This window comes from Chryseobacterium nepalense, assembly GCF_023195755.1.
Classification (GTDB): Bacteria; Bacteroidota; Bacteroidia; order Flavobacteriales; family Weeksellaceae; genus Chryseobacterium; species Chryseobacterium nepalense.
Window position 1 is genome coordinate 3310613 of the sequence record NZ_CP096203.1, and the last position, 16558, is coordinate 3327170.

Consider the following 16558-nt stretch of genomic DNA (forward strand, 5'->3'; position numbering starts at 1 on the left):
AGAAAAAATGAGCATTATTTTTTAACCAATAGTTTTGTTATGATAACACCTAACCCAAGCCTGCAGGTTTTAAACGGTAAAATAAATCTGCCTAAAAAAGAATTGATCCTGGAAATTGAACTGAATGGTAAAATGAAGTTTGAACAGCTGATGAATACTATATATAATCAGTTGGGGATCTGTCACAAGGTGTTATCAGCCAATGTTGAATATGTAAATGGGAGAAGCTTCGGATCTGTTCAGCTGTATATTAATGTAAGTTCGGAGGACTACGATGCACTGGAAATGTATCTTAATAAAAATAAACTTCTGAGTACCACTGTAGAATATATCTGCAGAAAGTATTTATAAGATAGGTTCATATCGTTTTTAATTACAGAAAAGCGTCCGGTTTTCACCGGACGCTTTTATATTATTAATTTCTGTATTAAATTCTTTCGATATCTGCTCCGATGGCCTTTAATCTGCCATCAATATTTTCATATCCTCTGTCAATTTGCTCAATATTGTGGATGATTGATTTTCCTTCTGCAGAAAGCGCCGCAATCAGAAGAGCATTTCCAGCCCTGATATCAGGAGAAACCATGGTTGTTCCTCTTAGCGGAGTTTCCTGATTCAGCCCGATTACCGTTGCACGGTGCGGATCGCAGAGGATGATCTGAGCGCCCATGTCAATCAGTTTATCCACGAAAAATAATCTTGATTCGAACATTTTCTGGTGAACCAAAAGACTCCCTTTCGCCTGTGTTGCTACCACAAGAATGATAGATAGAAGGTCTGGTGTGAATCCCGGCCATGGAGCATCAGAAACAGTAAGGATAGAGCCATCAATAAATTTCTGGATTTTATAATTTTCCTGAGTCGGGATAAAAATATCATCGTTGCTCTGCTCCAGCTGAATACCCAGCTTTCTGAATGTATTCGGGATAACGCCAAGCTGGTTCCAGTTGACATTTTTAATGGTAATTTCAGATTTGGTCATGGCTGCAAGACCGATCCAGGATCCGATTTCCACCATATCCGGAAGCATCGTATGTTCTGTTCCGTGAAGATGGGAAACGCCTTCGATTGTTAATAAATTTGAACCAATTCCTGAAATATTTGCTCCCATTCTGTTCAGCATTTTACATAATTGCTGAAGATATGGTTCGCAGGCTGCGTTATAGATTCTTGTTTTTCCTTTCGCTAATGCTGCAGCCATCACAATATTGGCAGTCCCTGTTACGGAAGCTTCCTCCAATAAAATAAATTTACCGTTAAGCTCTTTTGCTGTTAAAGAATAAAAGAATTCTTCTTCGTCATAATGAAATTCAGCGCCAAGTTCTACTAATCCCTGGAAATGGGTATCTAATCTTCTTCTTCCAATCTTGTCACCTCCCGGGGTCGGCATATATGCCTCGCCATATCTTGCCAGCATAGGACCCATAAGCATGATGGAACCTCTTAGCTTTGCCCCGTCTTTTTTAAATTCATCGGATTTGATGTAATCAAAATTAACTTTGTCTGCTTTGAAAGTATAATCGCCGTGTCCGTTCTTGGTAACTTTCACTCCGAAATCGCCCAGAATTTCAATTAATCGATTAACGTCGTGGATATCGGGAATATTTTTAATTCTTACCTCCTCATCAGTTAATAAGACGGCACAAAGAATTTGTAGAGCTTCATTTTTTGCTCCTTGTGGAGTAATTTCACCTTGCAGTCTTTTTCCTCCTCTTATCTGAAATGTTCCACTCATGTTTACTTTCTGTTTTTATTATGATTGTTGTTGTTATTGTTGTGTCTTCTTTTGTTGTTAGATTGGTTTCGGTTGTTAGTCTGGTTTCGGTTGTTATTATTACGGTTGTTGTTATTGCTTGTATAATAGATTTTACTTTTTTCTAGTGTATCTATTCCCGTAAGATCCAGTCTGTTTTCAGAAAGTTCTTTCAGATGGCGGAAAATAACATCATCGGTAACGTGTTCTTTGTTATATACGTTATAAGACTTCTTCATATTATTGGCAATCACCTCAATCAGGGCTTCTTTTTCGTCTCCCTGTTCCAGTTCGATTGCTTTTTCTATTAATTGAAGAATACTTTTCCCGTAGAATTTGAAATCACCCTGAAGTTTAGGGTATTCCATTCTTTTAGGCCGCTCTGCCAGCTGTTCCCTTGTAGGGAAAGGGTATGGCGAATCTACGTCAAGGTCGTAATCGGCAAGAATGAAAAGATGATCCCAAAGTTTATGCTTGTAATTTTCTTCGTCGCGAAGCTGTGGGTTTCTCTGACCCATAAAATCAATGATGCCCATTGCCATCTCGCTTCTCTCTTCTTTTGAAGGAAGCTCTTTGCAACGTTCAACCAACAGTTGTATGATTCTGCCATATTCCGGCAGTTGAAGCTTGTTTTTTTGGGTGTTGTATTCCATAGTATGCAAATATATGGATTAATAGAAAAATTGTACCGAAAATCTTTAAAGTTTATCAATTTTTAATGATGTTTTAAATAAGAATTTATGATGATAATAAAAATTATTTCACAATCACTTGAAATTATTTTAATAAAATTGTAATTTAGGTAACACTTTAATAATCAAAAAATAAGATATGAAAAAAACTCAATTTTTACTTTTAGCACTGGCCTTAGGCTTTGTTTTTTCATGCCGGGAGAATGATGGAATTGCAGATGATACTTCGGTTCAGAAAGAAGTTCACAATAAAACCGTACATGTAACCCATCATGACGGACGGCCTTTCAGTACCGGAAACTCTCCCTATGCAAAATTTGTTGCCGGTCCGGGCGGAAGTGTTCTCATGCAGGGATTTTATTGGGATGTACCGGATGGAGGAAACTGGTGGAACACCGTAAAAGGAAAACTGACCGATTGGTCGAATGCCGGAATTGGTGCCGTATGGCTTCCTCCCGCATCAAAAGCACAGAATGGTGCATATTCAATGGGATATGATCCTACTGATTATTATGATTTCGGAAATTACAATCAAAACGGAAGTATTGAAACGCGTTTTGGATCCAGGACAGAACTCGAAGCGTTGATTACAAAAGCCCACGCAGAAAATATGCAGGTATATGCGGATATTGTCATTAACCATAACAGCGGCGGCCAATCGGAGTATAATCCCTATGTAGGTTCAAATACCTGGACCAATTTTTCGGGTGTTGCTTCAGGAAAGTTTCCAAGAAGCTATAACGATTTTTATAAAAATTCTTACGGAAATAATGATGAAGGTGCTTTCGGAGGCTTCCCAGACTTATGCCACGCCAATCCGTATGTTCAGGACTGGCTTTGGGGAAGAGATGATTCTGTCGGAAAATATTATAAAAATATTATGAAATTTGATGGCTGGAGATTCGATTATGTGAAAGGTTTCGGACCTTGGGTGGTTAATACATGGAATTCCAATGTCGGCGGATTTTCTGTTGGTGAGCTGTGGGACTCTAATGTGAATACACTTGAATGGTGGGCTAATAATGCCAATAGTTCAGTGTTTGATTTTGCCGCCTATTATAAAATGGATGATGCATTCGACAATGGGAATCTGAATGTTTTGAATGATGATATGATGTGGAAACGAAATCCTTTTAAAGCAGTGACGTTCGTTGCCAATCATGATACGGATATTATCTACAATAAAATGCTGGCTTATGCTTATATTTTAACGCATGAAGGATATCCTACAATCTTCTACAGAGATTATGAAGAATGGCTGAATAAAGAAAGATTAAACAATCTCATCTGGATTCACAATAATAAAGCAACGGGAACAACATCTATTCTGTATACCGATAATGATGAATATATCGCAAGGAGAAACGGGTATAACGGAAATCCGGGACTGGTAGTGTACATCAATAATTCTTCAAGCTGGCAGGAACGATGGATACAGACCAACTGGGCCAGTCAGCAGATTAAAGATTTTACCGGCAGCTCAAGCTGGTACCCGACAACGCAGTCTGATAAATGGGTGAAAATCCAATGTGCACCAAAGTCGTATTCCGTTTGGTCTTTGAATCAATAATATCTAAAAAATGAAGACTGTTTCACAGGAAGCAGTCTTTATTTTTAAGCTTATATTTATTCTAAAACTTTAAACCTGAATAAATTTGGCCCGCTGATGCGGAGTCGGTAAATAACATTTCTGATTGGCAAGTTTCATTCTGTTTTTAGAAACGATATCATACATTTTATCGCTTAAAAAGGAAGGAATAATTTTTCCTAAAACCGAAAATCTGTAAATACCTCCCAGAAGATTAGCAATCTTTAAAACAGCTTTGGATTTCTCAAGATAATATTGGCCGGGTTTCCAGAGATACATGGTGTTGAAAACTTTTGTATTCAGCCCTCTTTCAGATAGGAATTTTTGGCCAAAATCAGATTGAAGGGAAGCAAACATGAACTGGTCTTTTTTATCTCGTTCCAGAATCCATTGTACCCAGAAATTGCATACTCCGCAATCGCCGTCAAAAAATACGATGTGTTTGTTTTCCCAGTTTTCTTCCATGATGTTAAGATTTAATAAAACATTTTCCTTTCCGTTTCCATTTTCTCTTTTTTAAAATAATCTATCAGAATCTTTCTCTGTTCATCACTTAACTTTGCATTTTGATGTCCTATAAAATAGGAGTCAAGTGGCATCTCTTTGCTTTCAACCATTTCTATGCATTCCTGCAATTTATGTGCCTGATCTTTTTGCTCATACATCGCAAACGTAGAAAAATTAAGTTCTTTCCGTCCTTCATCAATATGATTTTTCATAATCCAGGAAGCCGGCGCTATATTGGAATACCAAGGATACGTGGTTTCATTAGAATGACAGTCATAGCACGAAACTTTAATCAGTTTGGCAATTTCGGGCTGTGTATTTTTTATTTTTAAAAAATCCATTCCGGGAGTAGGTGCAGGATTGGTCTTGTCGATAGGAAAGAACTGGATAATAATAAATGCTACCAGGATAACAGTTAAAACTTTTTTCATATTTCAATGTTTAAGAATAAATAAATGTACCATAAAATTTTTAATTTTATGCGTAATCAATCTTTGAAATATTTAAATCTAAAAAGTAATTTATTTTTCTTCTGTCTGAATTTAAACCTATTATAAATATATTTCTGATTAATTCTTAAATTTAACAGTAATCAAAATAAATAATCTATAATCGCTTTTAACTATCATAAAAATATTATTAATAGATTATATTGATTGAAAAACTTGCGTAAGTTTGTTTCAGCGATAATTAATAAATCAACATAAAATTAAACGACAATGGAAAAAGATTTGAATGACATCAGTAAATGCCCGTTTCACAACGGATCTATGAAAAAAGAAAACGTTGCCGGCGGAGGTACTAAAAATTCAGACTGGTGGCCGGATCAGCTGAAAGTAGATATTCTTCGACAGCATTCATCATTATCCAATCCGATGGATAAAGATTTCGATTATGCAGCAGAATTTAATAGTCTGGATCTTGAAGCAGTAAAAAAAGACCTTCATGATTTAATGACGGATTCGCAGGAATGGTGGCCTGCGGATTTTGGACATTACGGTCCTTTGTTTATCCGTATGGCATGGCACAGTGCGGGGACGTATCGTGTAGGAGACGGAAGAGGGGGTGCCGGCGCAGGGCAACAACGTTTTGCACCGCTGAACAGCTGGCCGGATAATGTGAACTTAGATAAAGCAAGAAGGCTGCTTTGGCCGATCAAACAAAAATATGGTAAGAAAATTTCCTGGGCAGATCTTATGATTCTTACGGGAAATGTAGCTCTGGAATCTATGGGTTTTAAAACGTTTGGGTTTGCGGGCGGTCGTGAAGACGTTTGGGAACCGGATATGGATGTTTACTGGGGGTCTGAAAAAACATGGCTCGGCGGTGATCTTCGGTATGCCCACGGTTCAGACGGGGTGGTTGAAAGTCGCGGAGTACTGCCCACGGATGACGATGCAGACGGTGATATCCACACAAGAAATCTGGAAAAGCCTCTGGCTGCAGTACAAATGGGACTCATTTATGTAAATCCTGAAGGTCCGGACGGAAACCCGGATCCTATAGCAGCGGCAAAAGATATCCGTGATACTTTTGGAAGAATGGCAATGAATGATGAAGAGACGGTAGCCCTCATCGCCGGAGGTCATACTTTCGGAAAAACACACGGTGCAGGACCGGCAGATCATGTAGGAAAAGAGCCGGAAGCAGAAAGTATTGAAGCACAGGGATTCGGATGGAACAGTACTTACAATTCCGGAAAGGGAAGAGATGCAATCTCCAGCGGCCTTGAAGTTACCTGGACTGAAACTCCTACCCAGTGGAGCAATAACTTTTTCAAAAACCTTTTTGAAAACGAATGGGAGCTCACCAAAAGTCCTGCCGGTGCTCATCAGTGGGTTGCGAAAAACGGCAGCGAAACCATTCCGGATGCTTTTGATCCTTATAAAAAGCACAAACCAACCATGCTTACAACAGATCTTTCCCTGAAATTTGATCCGGAATATGAAAAAATTTCAAGAAGATTTTACGAAAACCCTGACGCTTTTGCTGATGCATTCGCAAGAGCATGGTTTAAACTTACTCATAGAGATATGGGGCCGAGAGACCGTTATCTCGGACCTGATGTTCCTTCTGAAGAACTCATCTGGCAGGATCCGATCCCTGCAGTAGATCATGTACTTATTCATAATTCTGACGTTGAAGCATTGAAATCTAAAATCCTTAATTCCGGATTAAATATTTCAGAACTGGTGTCAACAGCCTGGGCTTCCGCATCAACGTTCAGAGGAAGTGATAAAAGAGGAGGGGCCAATGGGGCGAGAATTCGTCTGGCGCCTCAGAAAGACTGGGAAGTCAATAATCCTGCTCAGTTGCAAAAAGTTTTAAGTACTTTGGAAAATATTCAGAAAGAATTTAACGAAAATCAGACCGGAGGCAAAAAAGTTTCATTAGCAGATCTCATTGTCCTTGCAGGAAGTGCAGCGGTTGAAAAAGCAGCAAAAGATGCAGGATATACGATCATTGTTCCGTTTTCACCGGGAAGAGCCGATGCTTCACAGGAACAGACTGACGTAGAATCCATGCAGTTTTTGGAACCTTTGGCTGATGGATTCAGAAATTATTTAAAGAAAAAATTCTCCGTTTCCACAGAATCTTTATTGATTGACAAGGCGCAATTATTAACGCTTACTGCTCCTGAGCTTACAGTTTTAATAGGAGGAATGCGTGCTCTGGATACTAATTTTGACGGTTCTCAACATGGCGTTTTCACCCAAAGACCGGGAACACTTACCAATGATTTCTTTGTCAATCTTCTGGACATGAATACGAAGTGGAAATCGGTTTCCGATGATAATGAGCTCTATCAGGGGACAGATCGCAAAACAGGAGAGAATAAATGGACGGCGACACGGGCAGATCTTGTTTTCGGATCTAATTCTGAGCTAAGAGCTATTGCTGAGGTGTACGCAAGTTCAGATGCTCATGAAAAATTTGTGAATGATTTTGTTTCCGCATGGGTGAAAGTAATGAACTTGGATCGCTTTGATCTGGTTTAATTTAACATCATTATAAAATTGATAAAAGACAGTTAAGAAATGAACTGTCTTTTTTTATTGATTACAATAATTATTTTAGTTTTCCAACAACTGTTTCGGCTTGATCAATCAGTTTTAAATTGGAAATTTACTTTAATAAAAAAAGCCTTGTAATTTAAATAATTAACAAGGCTTTCCGTAGACCCACAGGGATTCGAACCCCAGATGACTGAACCAAAATCAGTAGTGTTACCGCTACACCATGGGTCTGTATTTCTATGTCGCGAAATTATATAAATTATTTTAAAAATAAAAATGAAATGGTGAATATTTCCTGGAAACAGTCGTTTTTTTACTGATATTCAAAGAATTATTTTTCCTAAAATTTACATAGATGTATTGCAATAAAACCTTCATTTAAATTAAAACTGTATCTTTGCAAAAAAATTGGGCTCCAAAAGTTGGAGAAACCCATTAATAACCTGTCCTGAGTTTGTCTCAGGATTATTAAACATTTTTTTATGTCAAATATAGTCGCGATCGTTGGGCGCCCCAACGTAGGAAAATCCACGTTATTTAATCGTTTATTAGAAAGAAGGGAAGCTATTGTAGATTCTACTGCAGGGGTTACCAGAGACCGTCATTACGGAAAATCCGACTGGAATGGGGTGGATTTTACCGTAATCGATACCGGTGGGTATGATGTAGGAACCGATGATATCTTTGAAGAAGAAATCCGTAAACAGGTACAGCTGGCTGTGGATGAAGCTACTTCTATTATTTTTATGATGAACGTGGAAGACGGGCTTACTGATACAGACTACGAAATTTACAGGCTTTTAAGAAGATCAAACAAGCCCATTTATATTGTCATCAATAAAGTAGATTCTTCAAAAGAAGAACTTCCGGCAACGGAATTTTATCAGCTTGGAATCGATAAATATTATACCTTGTCTTCTGCAACAGGTTCCGGAACGGGAGATTTGCTGGATGATGTTGTAAGAGATTTTCCGACTACAGAATACAAAGATCCTTTTGAAGGCCTTCCTAAAATTACAATCGCAGGACGTCCGAATGTAGGGAAATCTACCCTTACGAATGCCTTGCTGGATGTGGAAAGAAATATCGTTACTGATATTGCAGGAACAACAAGAGACAGTATCCAGACGCTTTACAATAAATTCGGACACGAATTTGTACTGGTAGATACCGCAGGAATGCGTAAAAAATCTAAAGTAAATGAAGACCTGGAGTTTTATTCTGTAATGCGTTCCATCCGTTCCATAGAATTTTCAGATGTGGTGATTATCATGGTGGATGCTACCCAGGGTTGGGAATCTCAGGATATGAACATCTTCAGTCTTGCGCAGAAAAACAGGAAAGGAATTGTGATTCTGGTTAATAAATGGGATCTTATTGAAGATAAGCAGACCAACACCATGCGTGATTTTGAAAAACAAATCAAAGATAAGATCGGTCAGTTTCAGGACATTCCAATTTTGTTTACATCGGCATTAACCAAGCAGCGAATCCTGAAAGCGGTTGAAGTAGCCATGCAGGTGTACGAAGACCGTAAGAAAAAGATCAAAACTTCAAAATTAAACGAAGTTATGCTTCCGATTTTTGAGGGAACACCTCCGCCGGCAAACAAAGGAAAATATATCAAGATCAAATATTGTGTGCAGCTTCCTACGCCGTCACCGCAGTTTGTTTTCTTCTGCAACCTGCCACAGTATGTAAAAGAACCATACAAGAGATTTACTGAAAATCAGCTGAGAAAAGAATTCGGGTTTACCGGAGTTCCTATTGAAGTGTATTTCAGACAAAAATAAATGACCATCCCTTTCAGATTTTTTTGAAAGGGATTTTATTCTTAATTATTCATATTTTAGATAAAATTTTTCCCGATAATGAATACAGTTGTACTATCAGAACAGTTTTCTTTGGTTAATTCATGGATTAACGAGCTCAGGAATGTTAATATTCAGCATGACAGGATGAGGTTTCGCAGGAATATGGAAAGGATTGGAGAAATCGCAGCCTTTGAAATCAGTAAAAACCTGGAACAGAAGGAAATTGAAATTCAGACGCCACTGGATACAATCAGGGTTAAAGAAATTGCTGTTCAGCCGGTTATTACAACAATCTTGAGAGCCGGAGTTCCTCTGTTTGAAGGAATGCTGAATTATTTTGATAAAGCCGACTGCGGTTTTGTGGCGGCTTACAGAAAACACGATGCCAATGATTATTTCTCTATCAAACAGGATTATTTAACGTGTCCTGATATCGAAGGCAGGCCTTTGATTGTCGGCGATCCTATGCTGGCTACCGGAGCGTCTTTAATTGAAGCGATCAAAGATTTGTTGACTCACGGAAATCCCACTCAGCTGCATATTGTAGCAGCAATTGCTTCAAAACAGGGAGTTGAAACCATAGAAAAAGCTTATCCTGAAGCAAAAATTTGGGTTGGCGCTATTGATGAACATCTTACTTCAAAGGGATATATTACACCGGGTTTGGGGGATGCCGGAGATCTTAGCTATGGAGAAAAATTACAGAGATAAAGTCCAGAAATCTTTCATAATAGTAAGTAAAAGGTCGGTTCTTATTTTATCCAGCGGATGTTTTGTGTCCGGAAGTACGGCCAGTCTTGCATCTGGGATGCTTCTGTAAACCTCTATACTTTCTTCAAGTGTTACCATATTATCCTGATCTCCTACCATAATCTGCACGGGAATATTTATCATTGAAAGGTTATTTTTTAAAGGAGGGTTCTTGCCTAAAGAAACCATCAGATCGGCGATGGAATGCAATAGCTGTTTCCATTTTTTTCCGTGCTGTGCTTCCAGAAGTCCTGCGTATTTGGGAACCTTTTCGGCAATGGTTTCAGGATCTAACATTTTACTTTCCCGTAATGCCTGTTCTTCCGTCCAGTTGAATTTTGTTCCCATTGTTATCACAGAATTCAGTCTTTCAGGGTACTGTGCAGCGTAGCAAAGGGCTACGTAACCGCCCATGCTGTGTCCGAAAATATAAATATCATGAAGATTATTTTTTTCGATGAATTCTTTCAGCTCATGCGTGTATTTTTCAATGCTGATTCCGTCTTCCGGAATTTCAGAAGTTCCGTGCCCCGAGAACAGAGGGGTATGAATGGAAAAATATTTTGAAAGCTCCGGTTTGAAAGGCTCAAAGATTTGGCTATGTCCTAAAGCGCCGTGAAGTAAAATAAGATTCAGCATGGTGATTGTTTTTCGGAAAATTACTAAATTTATTGTATTGATTATATGAAAAATTCCATGTTTAAAGAAAATTTCAATGTAATTTATTCATCATTTAATCTCTTTACATTTCCGATAAGCCCGGGTCGTAGACGCCAAAACAATCTCTTACCGTTTATCCAGATCGAGTCGTTGTCATCAATTTTCCAGTCTGCAAAGTCAGCCCAATAAAAAAGTCCGTTAACTTTCATTAACGTTACATCATGAATAACTGCATTTGTATCTTTATCAAAAGGTTTGAAATTAAAATGTACAATATCCTCAAATTTTAATTCTAAAACTGTTATTGGAGAAAATTGTCGCTGAAATAGTAATGATGCAGTGAGTTTATTTTCAAAGTGCATCGCGAGTTTTTCGTCGATATATTCCTTTGTAGTAATATAAATATCACGCAGACAGCTATCATGAAAATAACCATAGCTCTCCAAAAGTGTATTGATGTCTTTCTGATCTTTTATTTCTTTCCACATAAGTTTTGTTATATACAGTTACTATTAGCTCAAATATACGAAGTTTCATACTGCAACAATTTGGAAACTTAAATCATACCGCTACACATCCATCGCCATCACCAGTACGTTTACCGTATTATTACCCGCTTTGAGAATTTCCCATGCAATAGAAGCAATTGTATTTCCGGTAGTGAATACGTCATCAATAAGAAGTATATTTTTTTGAGTTATGCTTTTTGTAACAGAAAATACATTTTCCGACTTTAACCGGTTCTGTTTATCTTTTAGGGCCTGTGCTTTTGAGTACTGATTTCTTTTGATTACATCATGATCAAATGGAATTCCGTAAAATGCAGAAAGTTTTTCAGTAAATACATGAAGCTGGTTGTATCCTCGTTCTTTCAACTTTTTGGGATGCAGCGGAACGGAAACCATCAAATCCGGCTTTTGATCTTTAAAATCAAGTCGGGTAGTGGTCCATTCTGCCAATATTTCTCCTGCTTTTTCCCTGCTTTTGTATTTTAATTCATGAATGATTTTTCTGCTGAGATTTTCTTTTCCAAACTGCATCAAAGCAAAGGTATTTTCAACAGGAAAAAGAAGCCTGCATCTTTCTTTAATTAAATTATCATCAAAATAACCGGAATGGATAAAGTCAATACGGCCGAAACACAGCTCACAAACCAGAAGATCAGCCGATATAATACAATTGCAGCCCAGACAACGGTTAGGAAATAAAATATCTAAAATCATTTGTGTAATTTTCTGCTAATATACTAACTTCGGAAATTTGTTTATTTAACTAAATTTCGGCAGATTCCGTAATTTTATATTTTATTTGAATAAATACTAAAGAAATGGGTTTGATTTATGAAAAACAGGTTGTGATAACAGAAGAGCATATCGACAGGAATAACCATGTCAATAATGTTCAGTATGTAAAATGGGTGGAGGAGATAGCCGGTGAACACTGGGATTTCGTAAAGCATAAAACCAACAATCCCGAGGATATATGGATGCTCCTGGATCATCATATTCGATATAAAAAGCAGGTGTATCTCGGGGAGTTGCTTACCATAAAGACCTATCCTAAAGCCCCTGAAGGAATCAGACAGCCCAGAAAAGTGGAATTCTACTGCAACGGTCAGCTGGTGGTAGACTCATTGACGCTCTGGGTTTTCATTGATAAAGAAACGCAACGGATTATAAGACTGGAAAGCGACTGGCTGGATATTTTGTAGTTGTTCTTACAAAACCGAAACTCAAAGCAAATTCCTTATCTTTGCCCTATGATACGAATTACAAAAATTTTTACATTCGAAACAGCTCATGTGCTGTACAATTACGACGGAAAATGTAAAAATATGCATGGACATTCCTATAAACTGTTTGTAACGGTAAAAGGAAAACCAATCAATGATTTGGAACACCCTAAAAATGGGATGGTAGTAGATTTTGGAGACATTAAAAGTATCGTAAAATCTGAAATTGTAGACGTCTGGGATCATGCGGTGCTGATTAACGGACTGTCGCCGCATAAAGAACTGGGAGAAGACCTTGAAGGAAAAGGACATAAAGTAATTTACTGTACCTTCCAGCCGACCTGCGAAAACATGCTGTATGCTATTGCGGCAAAAATAAAGTCAAAACTTCCGGAAGGGATTTCTCTGGCTTATCTTAAGCTCCACGAAACGGAAAACTCCTATGGAGAATGGTTTGCGGAAGATAATCAGTAATTTAGATCAATAAATATTCAGAAGTGTTAAAGACTACCATTAACTTAGAACCTGGAAAAAAAGTATATTTTGCTTCCGATCAGCATTTCGGAGCACCGGATCCGAAGGCAAGCAAAGTGCGTGAAGAGCACTTTATCCGCTGGATGGATGAAATCAAGCATGATGCTCAGGTCTTATTTTTAATGGGAGATCTTTTTGATTTCTGGCATGAATGGAAACACGTAATTCCTAAAGGTTATGTCCGTGTGCTGGGTAAAATTGCCGAACTGAAAGACCGTGGGATTCATATTTATTTTTTTGTTGGTAACCATGACCTCTGGATGAAAGACTATCTGGAGGAAGAAATAGGATGTACCGTTTTCTATACGAAACAATATTTTGAGATGGGAGGGAAGCAGTTTCTGCTTGCTCACGGCGATGGTCTCGGGCCGGGAGATAAAGGATATAAAAGAATGAAAAAAGTTTTTACCAATCCTTTTGCACAGTGGGTTTTCAGGTGGCTTCATCCGGATATAGCCATGAAAATTGCGTTGTATATGTCTCAGAAAAATAAAATGATTTCCGGTGATGAGGATAAAGAGTTTTTAGGCGAGGATAAAGAATTTCTGATTATTTATTCTAAAGAAAAACTTAAAACACAGAAAATAGATTATTTTATTTACGGACACCGCCATCTTCCTATGGTTATGGAGCTGGATGGAAAAGCAAAATATGTCAATCTGGGAGACTGGATTTCTTACTTTACCTACGGAGTATTCGAACATGATTTTCAGCTGAAAACGTTTGAGATGAACAAAAAAAGAATTACCCCATAAAGAGGTAATTCTTTGAGCGAAACAATGTTCACTCTTGTTTTTAATCCATATTCCGGTTTTGTAATTGCAATAATCTGACCAAAATTTAAATTTTATATTAAAAAAATATTAAAAAGCTGAAATTGTTTCGTTAATCGGCTTATAGTGAAACAATAAAGTGAAAAACTTCTTTGCAGTGGATACAATATTTAACATAAAAACCGAACAGGAATTTCTGTCGGAAACGCTTAGGACTTTTCGTTATCAATATGAGAATGTTGAAATTTACAGACGTTTTGTAGATTATCTGAATATTAATCCTGATGAGGTGGATGAGCTAATAAAAATACCGTTTCTTCCTATAGAAATGTTTAAAAATCATCAGATTATCGATAAGAATAGTAAGGCTGATCTTTTCTTTCAAAGCTCGGGAACCACACAGATGAACCTTTCAAAACATTTTATTGCGGACGAAGGCCTGTATAAAGAGAGTATTTACAAAAGCTTTACACAGTTTATAGGAACACCGGAAGATTATATTTTCCTCGGATTGCTGCCAAGCTATCTGGAGCGTCAGAATTCTTCCCTGATTTATATGGTTGATTATTTAATGAAAAAATCCGGAAAATCTGAAAATGGATATTTTCTTTACAATCATGAAGAGCTGTTTAAACTTTTGGATAAATTAAAAAATAAAAAAGTCATTCTTTTTGGAGTTTCCTTTGCATTGCTGGATTTTATCGACTATTGTCATTCTGAACGTAGTGAAGAATCTCTGAATTTTATGGAGAATCTCATGGTAATCGAGACCGGGGGAATGAAGGGAAGAAAAGAAGAAATGACCAAAGATGAACTCCTGAAAATTTTACAGGAAGGCTTTAAGACAGAAAAAATTTATTCCGAATATTCCATGACAGAACTTCTTTCCCAGGCCTATTCACTGGGAAATAATGAATACCGGTGTCCAAACTGGATGAAAATCATGATCAGAAATGCGGAAGATCCGTTTAATTATGAAAAGGAAGGAAGAACTGGTGCTATTAATATTATCGACCTGGCAAATATTCATTCCTGCGCATTTATTGCAACACAGGATTTGGGAAAAATGACGGGAGATCAATTTCAGGTTCTGGGCAGAATTGATCATTCTGATATTCGTGGCTGCAGCCTGCTGGTAAGTTAGGTTTGAGCGTTTTAGGATAAGAGCGTATGAGTAAATGATAAATAATAGTTGCTTATTCTGATTTATCGCAGATGATCATTAGAAAATAGAGTCCCGAAGGGACGGCCTATAAAAGAATAGGATGTAAATCCTATCAACTGTCAAATTAAAAAACATGTTAAAAATAGAAGAATTGGTACATGCATTTATTTATTCTCAATGTGATTTTGAGAAAGAAATTGTATTAACCAATCATTTTCAGGCGGATTGGGAAGCTGATATTCTGATTGTAGATCCGGAAGGTTTCAGTCATGAAATTGAGATTAAACTTTCGAAAAGCGATTTTAAAAATGATTTTAAAAAATCGTACACCAATTCCAATACCGGCGAAAAATTCCTGAAGCACGATAAAATTTCCTGCGGCGATTATGTCTGCAATGCATTCAGTTTCCTGCTTCCGATGGGAATGGTAGATCATATTCTTATTCCGGAGCACTGTGGGATCATTGAGTTTTACCATAATGTGGATTCCTGGATTACGGAGTTTTATACCATCAGAAAACCGAAAAAAGTTCATGAAGATTCTTACTGGGCACTGAATGACAAGGATTTGTTTATTCGGAAAATGGCTCTTAATTTACTGCATCGGAAAATGGAAATTAAGGGAAAGCATGAAGAACTGATCTTTAGAAATCCTTTTGATCTTAAAAAATTAAAATAAAATACATGTATAGAAAAATCCTGTTGTTTAGACAGGATTTTTTTGTTTGATTGAATTATTCGGAGATTACAGATTCTTTTTGAAGTAAAAATTTATAAATCAATCCGCCGGAAACAGCTCCTGAAATCGGTGCGGCCCAGAACAGCCAAAGCTGGGAAAGTGCATTGCCCTGTACAAAAATTGCCTGAGACAGCGATCTGGCCGGATTTACCGATGTATTGGTAATTGGTATTGAAATAAGATGAATTAAGGTGAGAGCCAGTCCGATTGCGATCCCTGCAAATTTTCCGTTTGCATATTTATCGGTTGCTCCCATAATAATGATCAGGAAAAAAGCGGTCAGTAAAAATTCGGTGAGGAATGCAGCACTCATAGAGTAGCTTTTCTCAAAATAAACCGGAGCATCATAAAAGTTGGTAGCAAAAGCACCCGGTGCGGAAAAATCTGCGCCTCCTGAGCCGTTTATAATCATATACAAAGCACCGGCAGCTGCTATTGCTCCGAAACATTGGGCTAAAATGTACGGCGCAAGGTCACGGGCTGAGAATCTTCCTCCGGCCATCAATCCGAAACTTACAGCCGGATTGAAATGTCCACCCGAAATATGCCCTACCGAATAAGCCATTGTAAGAACGGTAAGTCCGAAAGCAAGAGATACTCCTAAAAGTAAAATCCCCACTTGCCCGTTAGCAGAAGGTGCAATTTGGGAAGCAAATACCGCACTGCCACAGCCTCCGAATACGAGCCAGAATGTGCCGAAAAATTCAGCGAAAATTTTTTTCATCATATCTGTTTTTTTTAATGTAATCAAATGTATAATTTATATATCGAAATAAAAAGTAATTTTAAGTAGGATTAATTTGATAAATAATTGAAATAAAAACAAATTTTATA

General features: G+C 37.6%; 18 protein-coding genes and 1 tRNA gene. 10 read left to right on the forward strand and 9 right to left on the reverse strand.

The features are described 5' to 3' along the window. Positions 1 to 39 precede the first annotated feature (39 nt). Positions 40 to 351, forward strand: coding sequence for an NIL domain-containing protein (locus M0D58_RS14920; protein WP_248391144.1), 312 nt, complete (start codon positions 40 to 42; stop codon positions 349 to 351). Between the two features lie 76 nt (positions 352 to 427). On the opposite strand, the gene murA is transcribed toward M0D58_RS14920, so the two are convergent. Both murA and M0D58_RS14930 read right to left on the reverse strand, forming a co-directional pair. Continuing rightward, positions 428 to 1735: a UDP-N-acetylglucosamine 1-carboxyvinyltransferase gene (gene murA / locus M0D58_RS14925; RefSeq protein WP_248391146.1), complete on the reverse strand. Its 1308-nt coding sequence runs from the start codon at positions 1733 to 1735 to the stop codon at positions 428 to 430. 2 nt (positions 1736 to 1737) lie between these two features. After that, positions 1738 to 2406 (reverse strand): DUF4290 domain-containing protein, encoded by a 669-nt coding sequence (locus M0D58_RS14930; protein WP_248391148.1) that lies wholly within the window; start codon positions 2404 to 2406, stop codon positions 1738 to 1740. Between the two features lie 178 nt (positions 2407 to 2584). Between M0D58_RS14930 and M0D58_RS14935 the strand changes: the two genes are divergently transcribed. Next, positions 2585 to 4015 (forward strand): alpha-amylase, encoded by a 1431-nt coding sequence (locus M0D58_RS14935; protein WP_248391150.1) that lies wholly within the window; start codon positions 2585 to 2587, stop codon positions 4013 to 4015. A gap of 69 nt (positions 4016 to 4084) precedes the next feature. Here M0D58_RS14935 and M0D58_RS14940 read toward each other — a convergent pair whose 3' ends face one another. Further along, complete coding sequence (locus M0D58_RS14940) at positions 4085 to 4498, reverse strand: thiol-disulfide oxidoreductase DCC family protein (RefSeq protein ID WP_248391152.1); 414 nt, start codon at positions 4496 to 4498, stop codon at positions 4085 to 4087. A gap of 11 nt (positions 4499 to 4509) precedes the next feature. Continuing rightward, on the reverse strand, positions 4510 to 4971 hold the full coding sequence (locus M0D58_RS14945) for a heme-binding domain-containing protein (RefSeq protein ID WP_248391155.1): 462 nt from the start codon (positions 4969 to 4971) through the stop codon (positions 4510 to 4512). A gap of 288 nt (positions 4972 to 5259) precedes the next feature. Here M0D58_RS14945 and katG point away from each other — a divergent pair, with 288 nt between their 5' ends. Continuing rightward, a complete protein-coding gene (gene katG, locus M0D58_RS14950; protein WP_282569123.1) occupies positions 5260 to 7539 on the forward strand; it encodes a catalase/peroxidase HPI in 2280 nt (759 codons plus the stop codon). 178 nt (positions 7540 to 7717) lie between these two features. Here katG and M0D58_RS14955 read toward each other — a convergent pair. After that, positions 7718 to 7788 (reverse strand) — tRNA-Gln (locus tag M0D58_RS14955). Between the two features lie 251 nt (positions 7789 to 8039). Between M0D58_RS14955 and der the strand changes: the two genes are divergently transcribed. Together der and upp are read left to right on the forward strand one after the other, a co-directional pair. Beyond that, positions 8040 to 9350, forward strand: a complete 1311-nt coding sequence (gene der / locus M0D58_RS14960; protein ID WP_248391157.1) for a ribosome biogenesis GTPase Der — start codon at positions 8040 to 8042, stop codon at positions 9348 to 9350. A 78-nt stretch (positions 9351 to 9428) separates the two neighbouring features. Then, a complete protein-coding gene (gene upp, locus M0D58_RS14965; RefSeq protein WP_248391160.1) occupies positions 9429 to 10082 on the forward strand; it encodes a uracil phosphoribosyltransferase in 654 nt (217 codons plus the stop codon). Here the strand turns inward: upp and M0D58_RS14970 are convergent. The 3 genes from M0D58_RS14970 to M0D58_RS14980 all read right to left on the reverse strand — a co-directional run bounded on the left by M0D58_RS14970 (position 10071) and on the right by M0D58_RS14980 (position 12004). Beyond that, entirely contained in the window at positions 10071 to 10760 is a 690-nt protein-coding gene (locus M0D58_RS14970; protein ID WP_248391162.1) for an alpha/beta fold hydrolase, read from the reverse strand. The two genes, upp and M0D58_RS14970, sit on opposite strands and share 12 nt — an antisense overlap. Before the next feature lie 83 nt (positions 10761 to 10843). Next, positions 10844 to 11269 (reverse strand): hypothetical protein, encoded by a 426-nt coding sequence (locus M0D58_RS14975; protein ID WP_248391164.1) that lies wholly within the window; start codon positions 11267 to 11269, stop codon positions 10844 to 10846. An 81-nt stretch (positions 11270 to 11350) separates the two neighbouring features. Then, positions 11351 to 12004, reverse strand: a complete 654-nt coding sequence (locus M0D58_RS14980) for a ComF family protein (protein WP_248391166.1) — start codon at positions 12002 to 12004, stop codon at positions 11351 to 11353. A gap of 104 nt (positions 12005 to 12108) precedes the next feature. Here M0D58_RS14980 and M0D58_RS14985 point away from each other — a divergent pair, with 104 nt between their 5' ends. The 5 genes from M0D58_RS14985 to M0D58_RS15005 all read left to right on the forward strand — a co-directional run bounded on the left by M0D58_RS14985 (position 12109) and on the right by M0D58_RS15005 (position 15664). Beyond that, a complete protein-coding gene (locus tag M0D58_RS14985; protein ID WP_248391168.1) occupies positions 12109 to 12492 on the forward strand; it encodes an acyl-CoA thioesterase in 384 nt (127 codons plus the stop codon). Positions 12493 to 12540: 48 nt separating this feature from the next. Beyond that, complete coding sequence (locus M0D58_RS14990) at positions 12541 to 12987, forward strand: 6-pyruvoyl trahydropterin synthase family protein (RefSeq protein WP_066433447.1); 447 nt, start codon at positions 12541 to 12543, stop codon at positions 12985 to 12987. 23 nt (positions 12988 to 13010) lie between these two features. Further along, entirely contained in the window at positions 13011 to 13802 is a 792-nt protein-coding gene (locus M0D58_RS14995) for a UDP-2,3-diacylglucosamine diphosphatase (protein WP_248391170.1), read from the forward strand. Positions 13803 to 13977: 175 nt separating this feature from the next. Then, positions 13978 to 14964: a LuxE/PaaK family acyltransferase gene (locus M0D58_RS15000; protein WP_248391172.1), complete on the forward strand. Its 987-nt coding sequence runs from the start codon at positions 13978 to 13980 to the stop codon at positions 14962 to 14964. Between the two features lie 154 nt (positions 14965 to 15118). Then, the gene (locus M0D58_RS15005) at positions 15119 to 15664 is read left to right on the forward strand and encodes a hypothetical protein (protein ID WP_248391174.1); all 546 of its coding nucleotides are present in this window, start codon (positions 15119 to 15121) and stop codon (positions 15662 to 15664) included. 55 nt (positions 15665 to 15719) lie between these two features. Here M0D58_RS15005 and aqpZ read toward each other — a convergent pair whose 3' ends face one another. Further along, complete coding sequence (gene aqpZ / locus M0D58_RS15010) at positions 15720 to 16448, reverse strand: aquaporin Z (protein ID WP_248394989.1); 729 nt, start codon at positions 16446 to 16448, stop codon at positions 15720 to 15722. Positions 16449 to 16558: the final 110 nt, after the last annotated feature.

What these genes read in the sequence shown, in the direction of transcription:
- M0D58_RS14920 (WP_248391144.1), top strand. Translation starts at nt 40, where the DNA reads ATGATAACACCTAACCCAAGCCTGCAGGTTTTAAACGGTAAAATAAAT.
- murA (WP_248391146.1), bottom strand. Translation starts at nt 1,735, where the DNA reads ATGAGTGGAACATTTCAGATAAGAGGAGGAAAAAGACTGCAAGGTGAA.
- M0D58_RS14930 (WP_248391148.1), bottom strand. Translation starts at nt 2,406, where the DNA reads ATGGAATACAACACCCAAAAAAACAAGCTTCAACTGCCGGAATATGGC.
- M0D58_RS14935 (WP_248391150.1), top strand. Translation starts at nt 2,585, where the DNA reads ATGAAAAAAACTCAATTTTTACTTTTAGCACTGGCCTTAGGCTTTGTT.
- M0D58_RS14940 (WP_248391152.1), bottom strand. Translation starts at nt 4,498, where the DNA reads ATGGAAGAAAACTGGGAAAACAAACACATCGTATTTTTTGACGGCGAT.
- M0D58_RS14945 (WP_248391155.1), bottom strand. Translation starts at nt 4,971, where the DNA reads ATGAAAAAAGTTTTAACTGTTATCCTGGTAGCATTTATTATTATCCAG.
- katG (WP_282569123.1), top strand. Translation starts at nt 5,260, where the DNA reads ATGGAAAAAGATTTGAATGACATCAGTAAATGCCCGTTTCACAACGGA.
- der (WP_248391157.1), top strand. Translation starts at nt 8,040, where the DNA reads ATGTCAAATATAGTCGCGATCGTTGGGCGCCCCAACGTAGGAAAATCC.
- upp (WP_248391160.1), top strand. Translation starts at nt 9,429, where the DNA reads ATGAATACAGTTGTACTATCAGAACAGTTTTCTTTGGTTAATTCATGG.
- M0D58_RS14970 (WP_248391162.1), bottom strand. Translation starts at nt 10,760, where the DNA reads ATGCTGAATCTTATTTTACTTCACGGCGCTTTAGGACATAGCCAAATC.
- M0D58_RS14975 (WP_248391164.1), bottom strand. Translation starts at nt 11,269, where the DNA reads ATGTGGAAAGAAATAAAAGATCAGAAAGACATCAATACACTTTTGGAG.
- M0D58_RS14980 (WP_248391166.1), bottom strand. Translation starts at nt 12,004, where the DNA reads ATGATTTTAGATATTTTATTTCCTAACCGTTGTCTGGGCTGCAATTGT.
- M0D58_RS14985 (WP_248391168.1), top strand. Translation starts at nt 12,109, where the DNA reads ATGGGTTTGATTTATGAAAAACAGGTTGTGATAACAGAAGAGCATATC.
- M0D58_RS14990 (WP_066433447.1), top strand. Translation starts at nt 12,541, where the DNA reads ATGATACGAATTACAAAAATTTTTACATTCGAAACAGCTCATGTGCTG.
- M0D58_RS15005 (WP_248391174.1), top strand. Translation starts at nt 15,119, where the DNA reads ATGTTAAAAATAGAAGAATTGGTACATGCATTTATTTATTCTCAATGT.
- aqpZ (WP_248394989.1), bottom strand. Translation starts at nt 16,448, where the DNA reads ATGAAAAAAATTTTCGCTGAATTTTTCGGCACATTCTGGCTCGTATTC.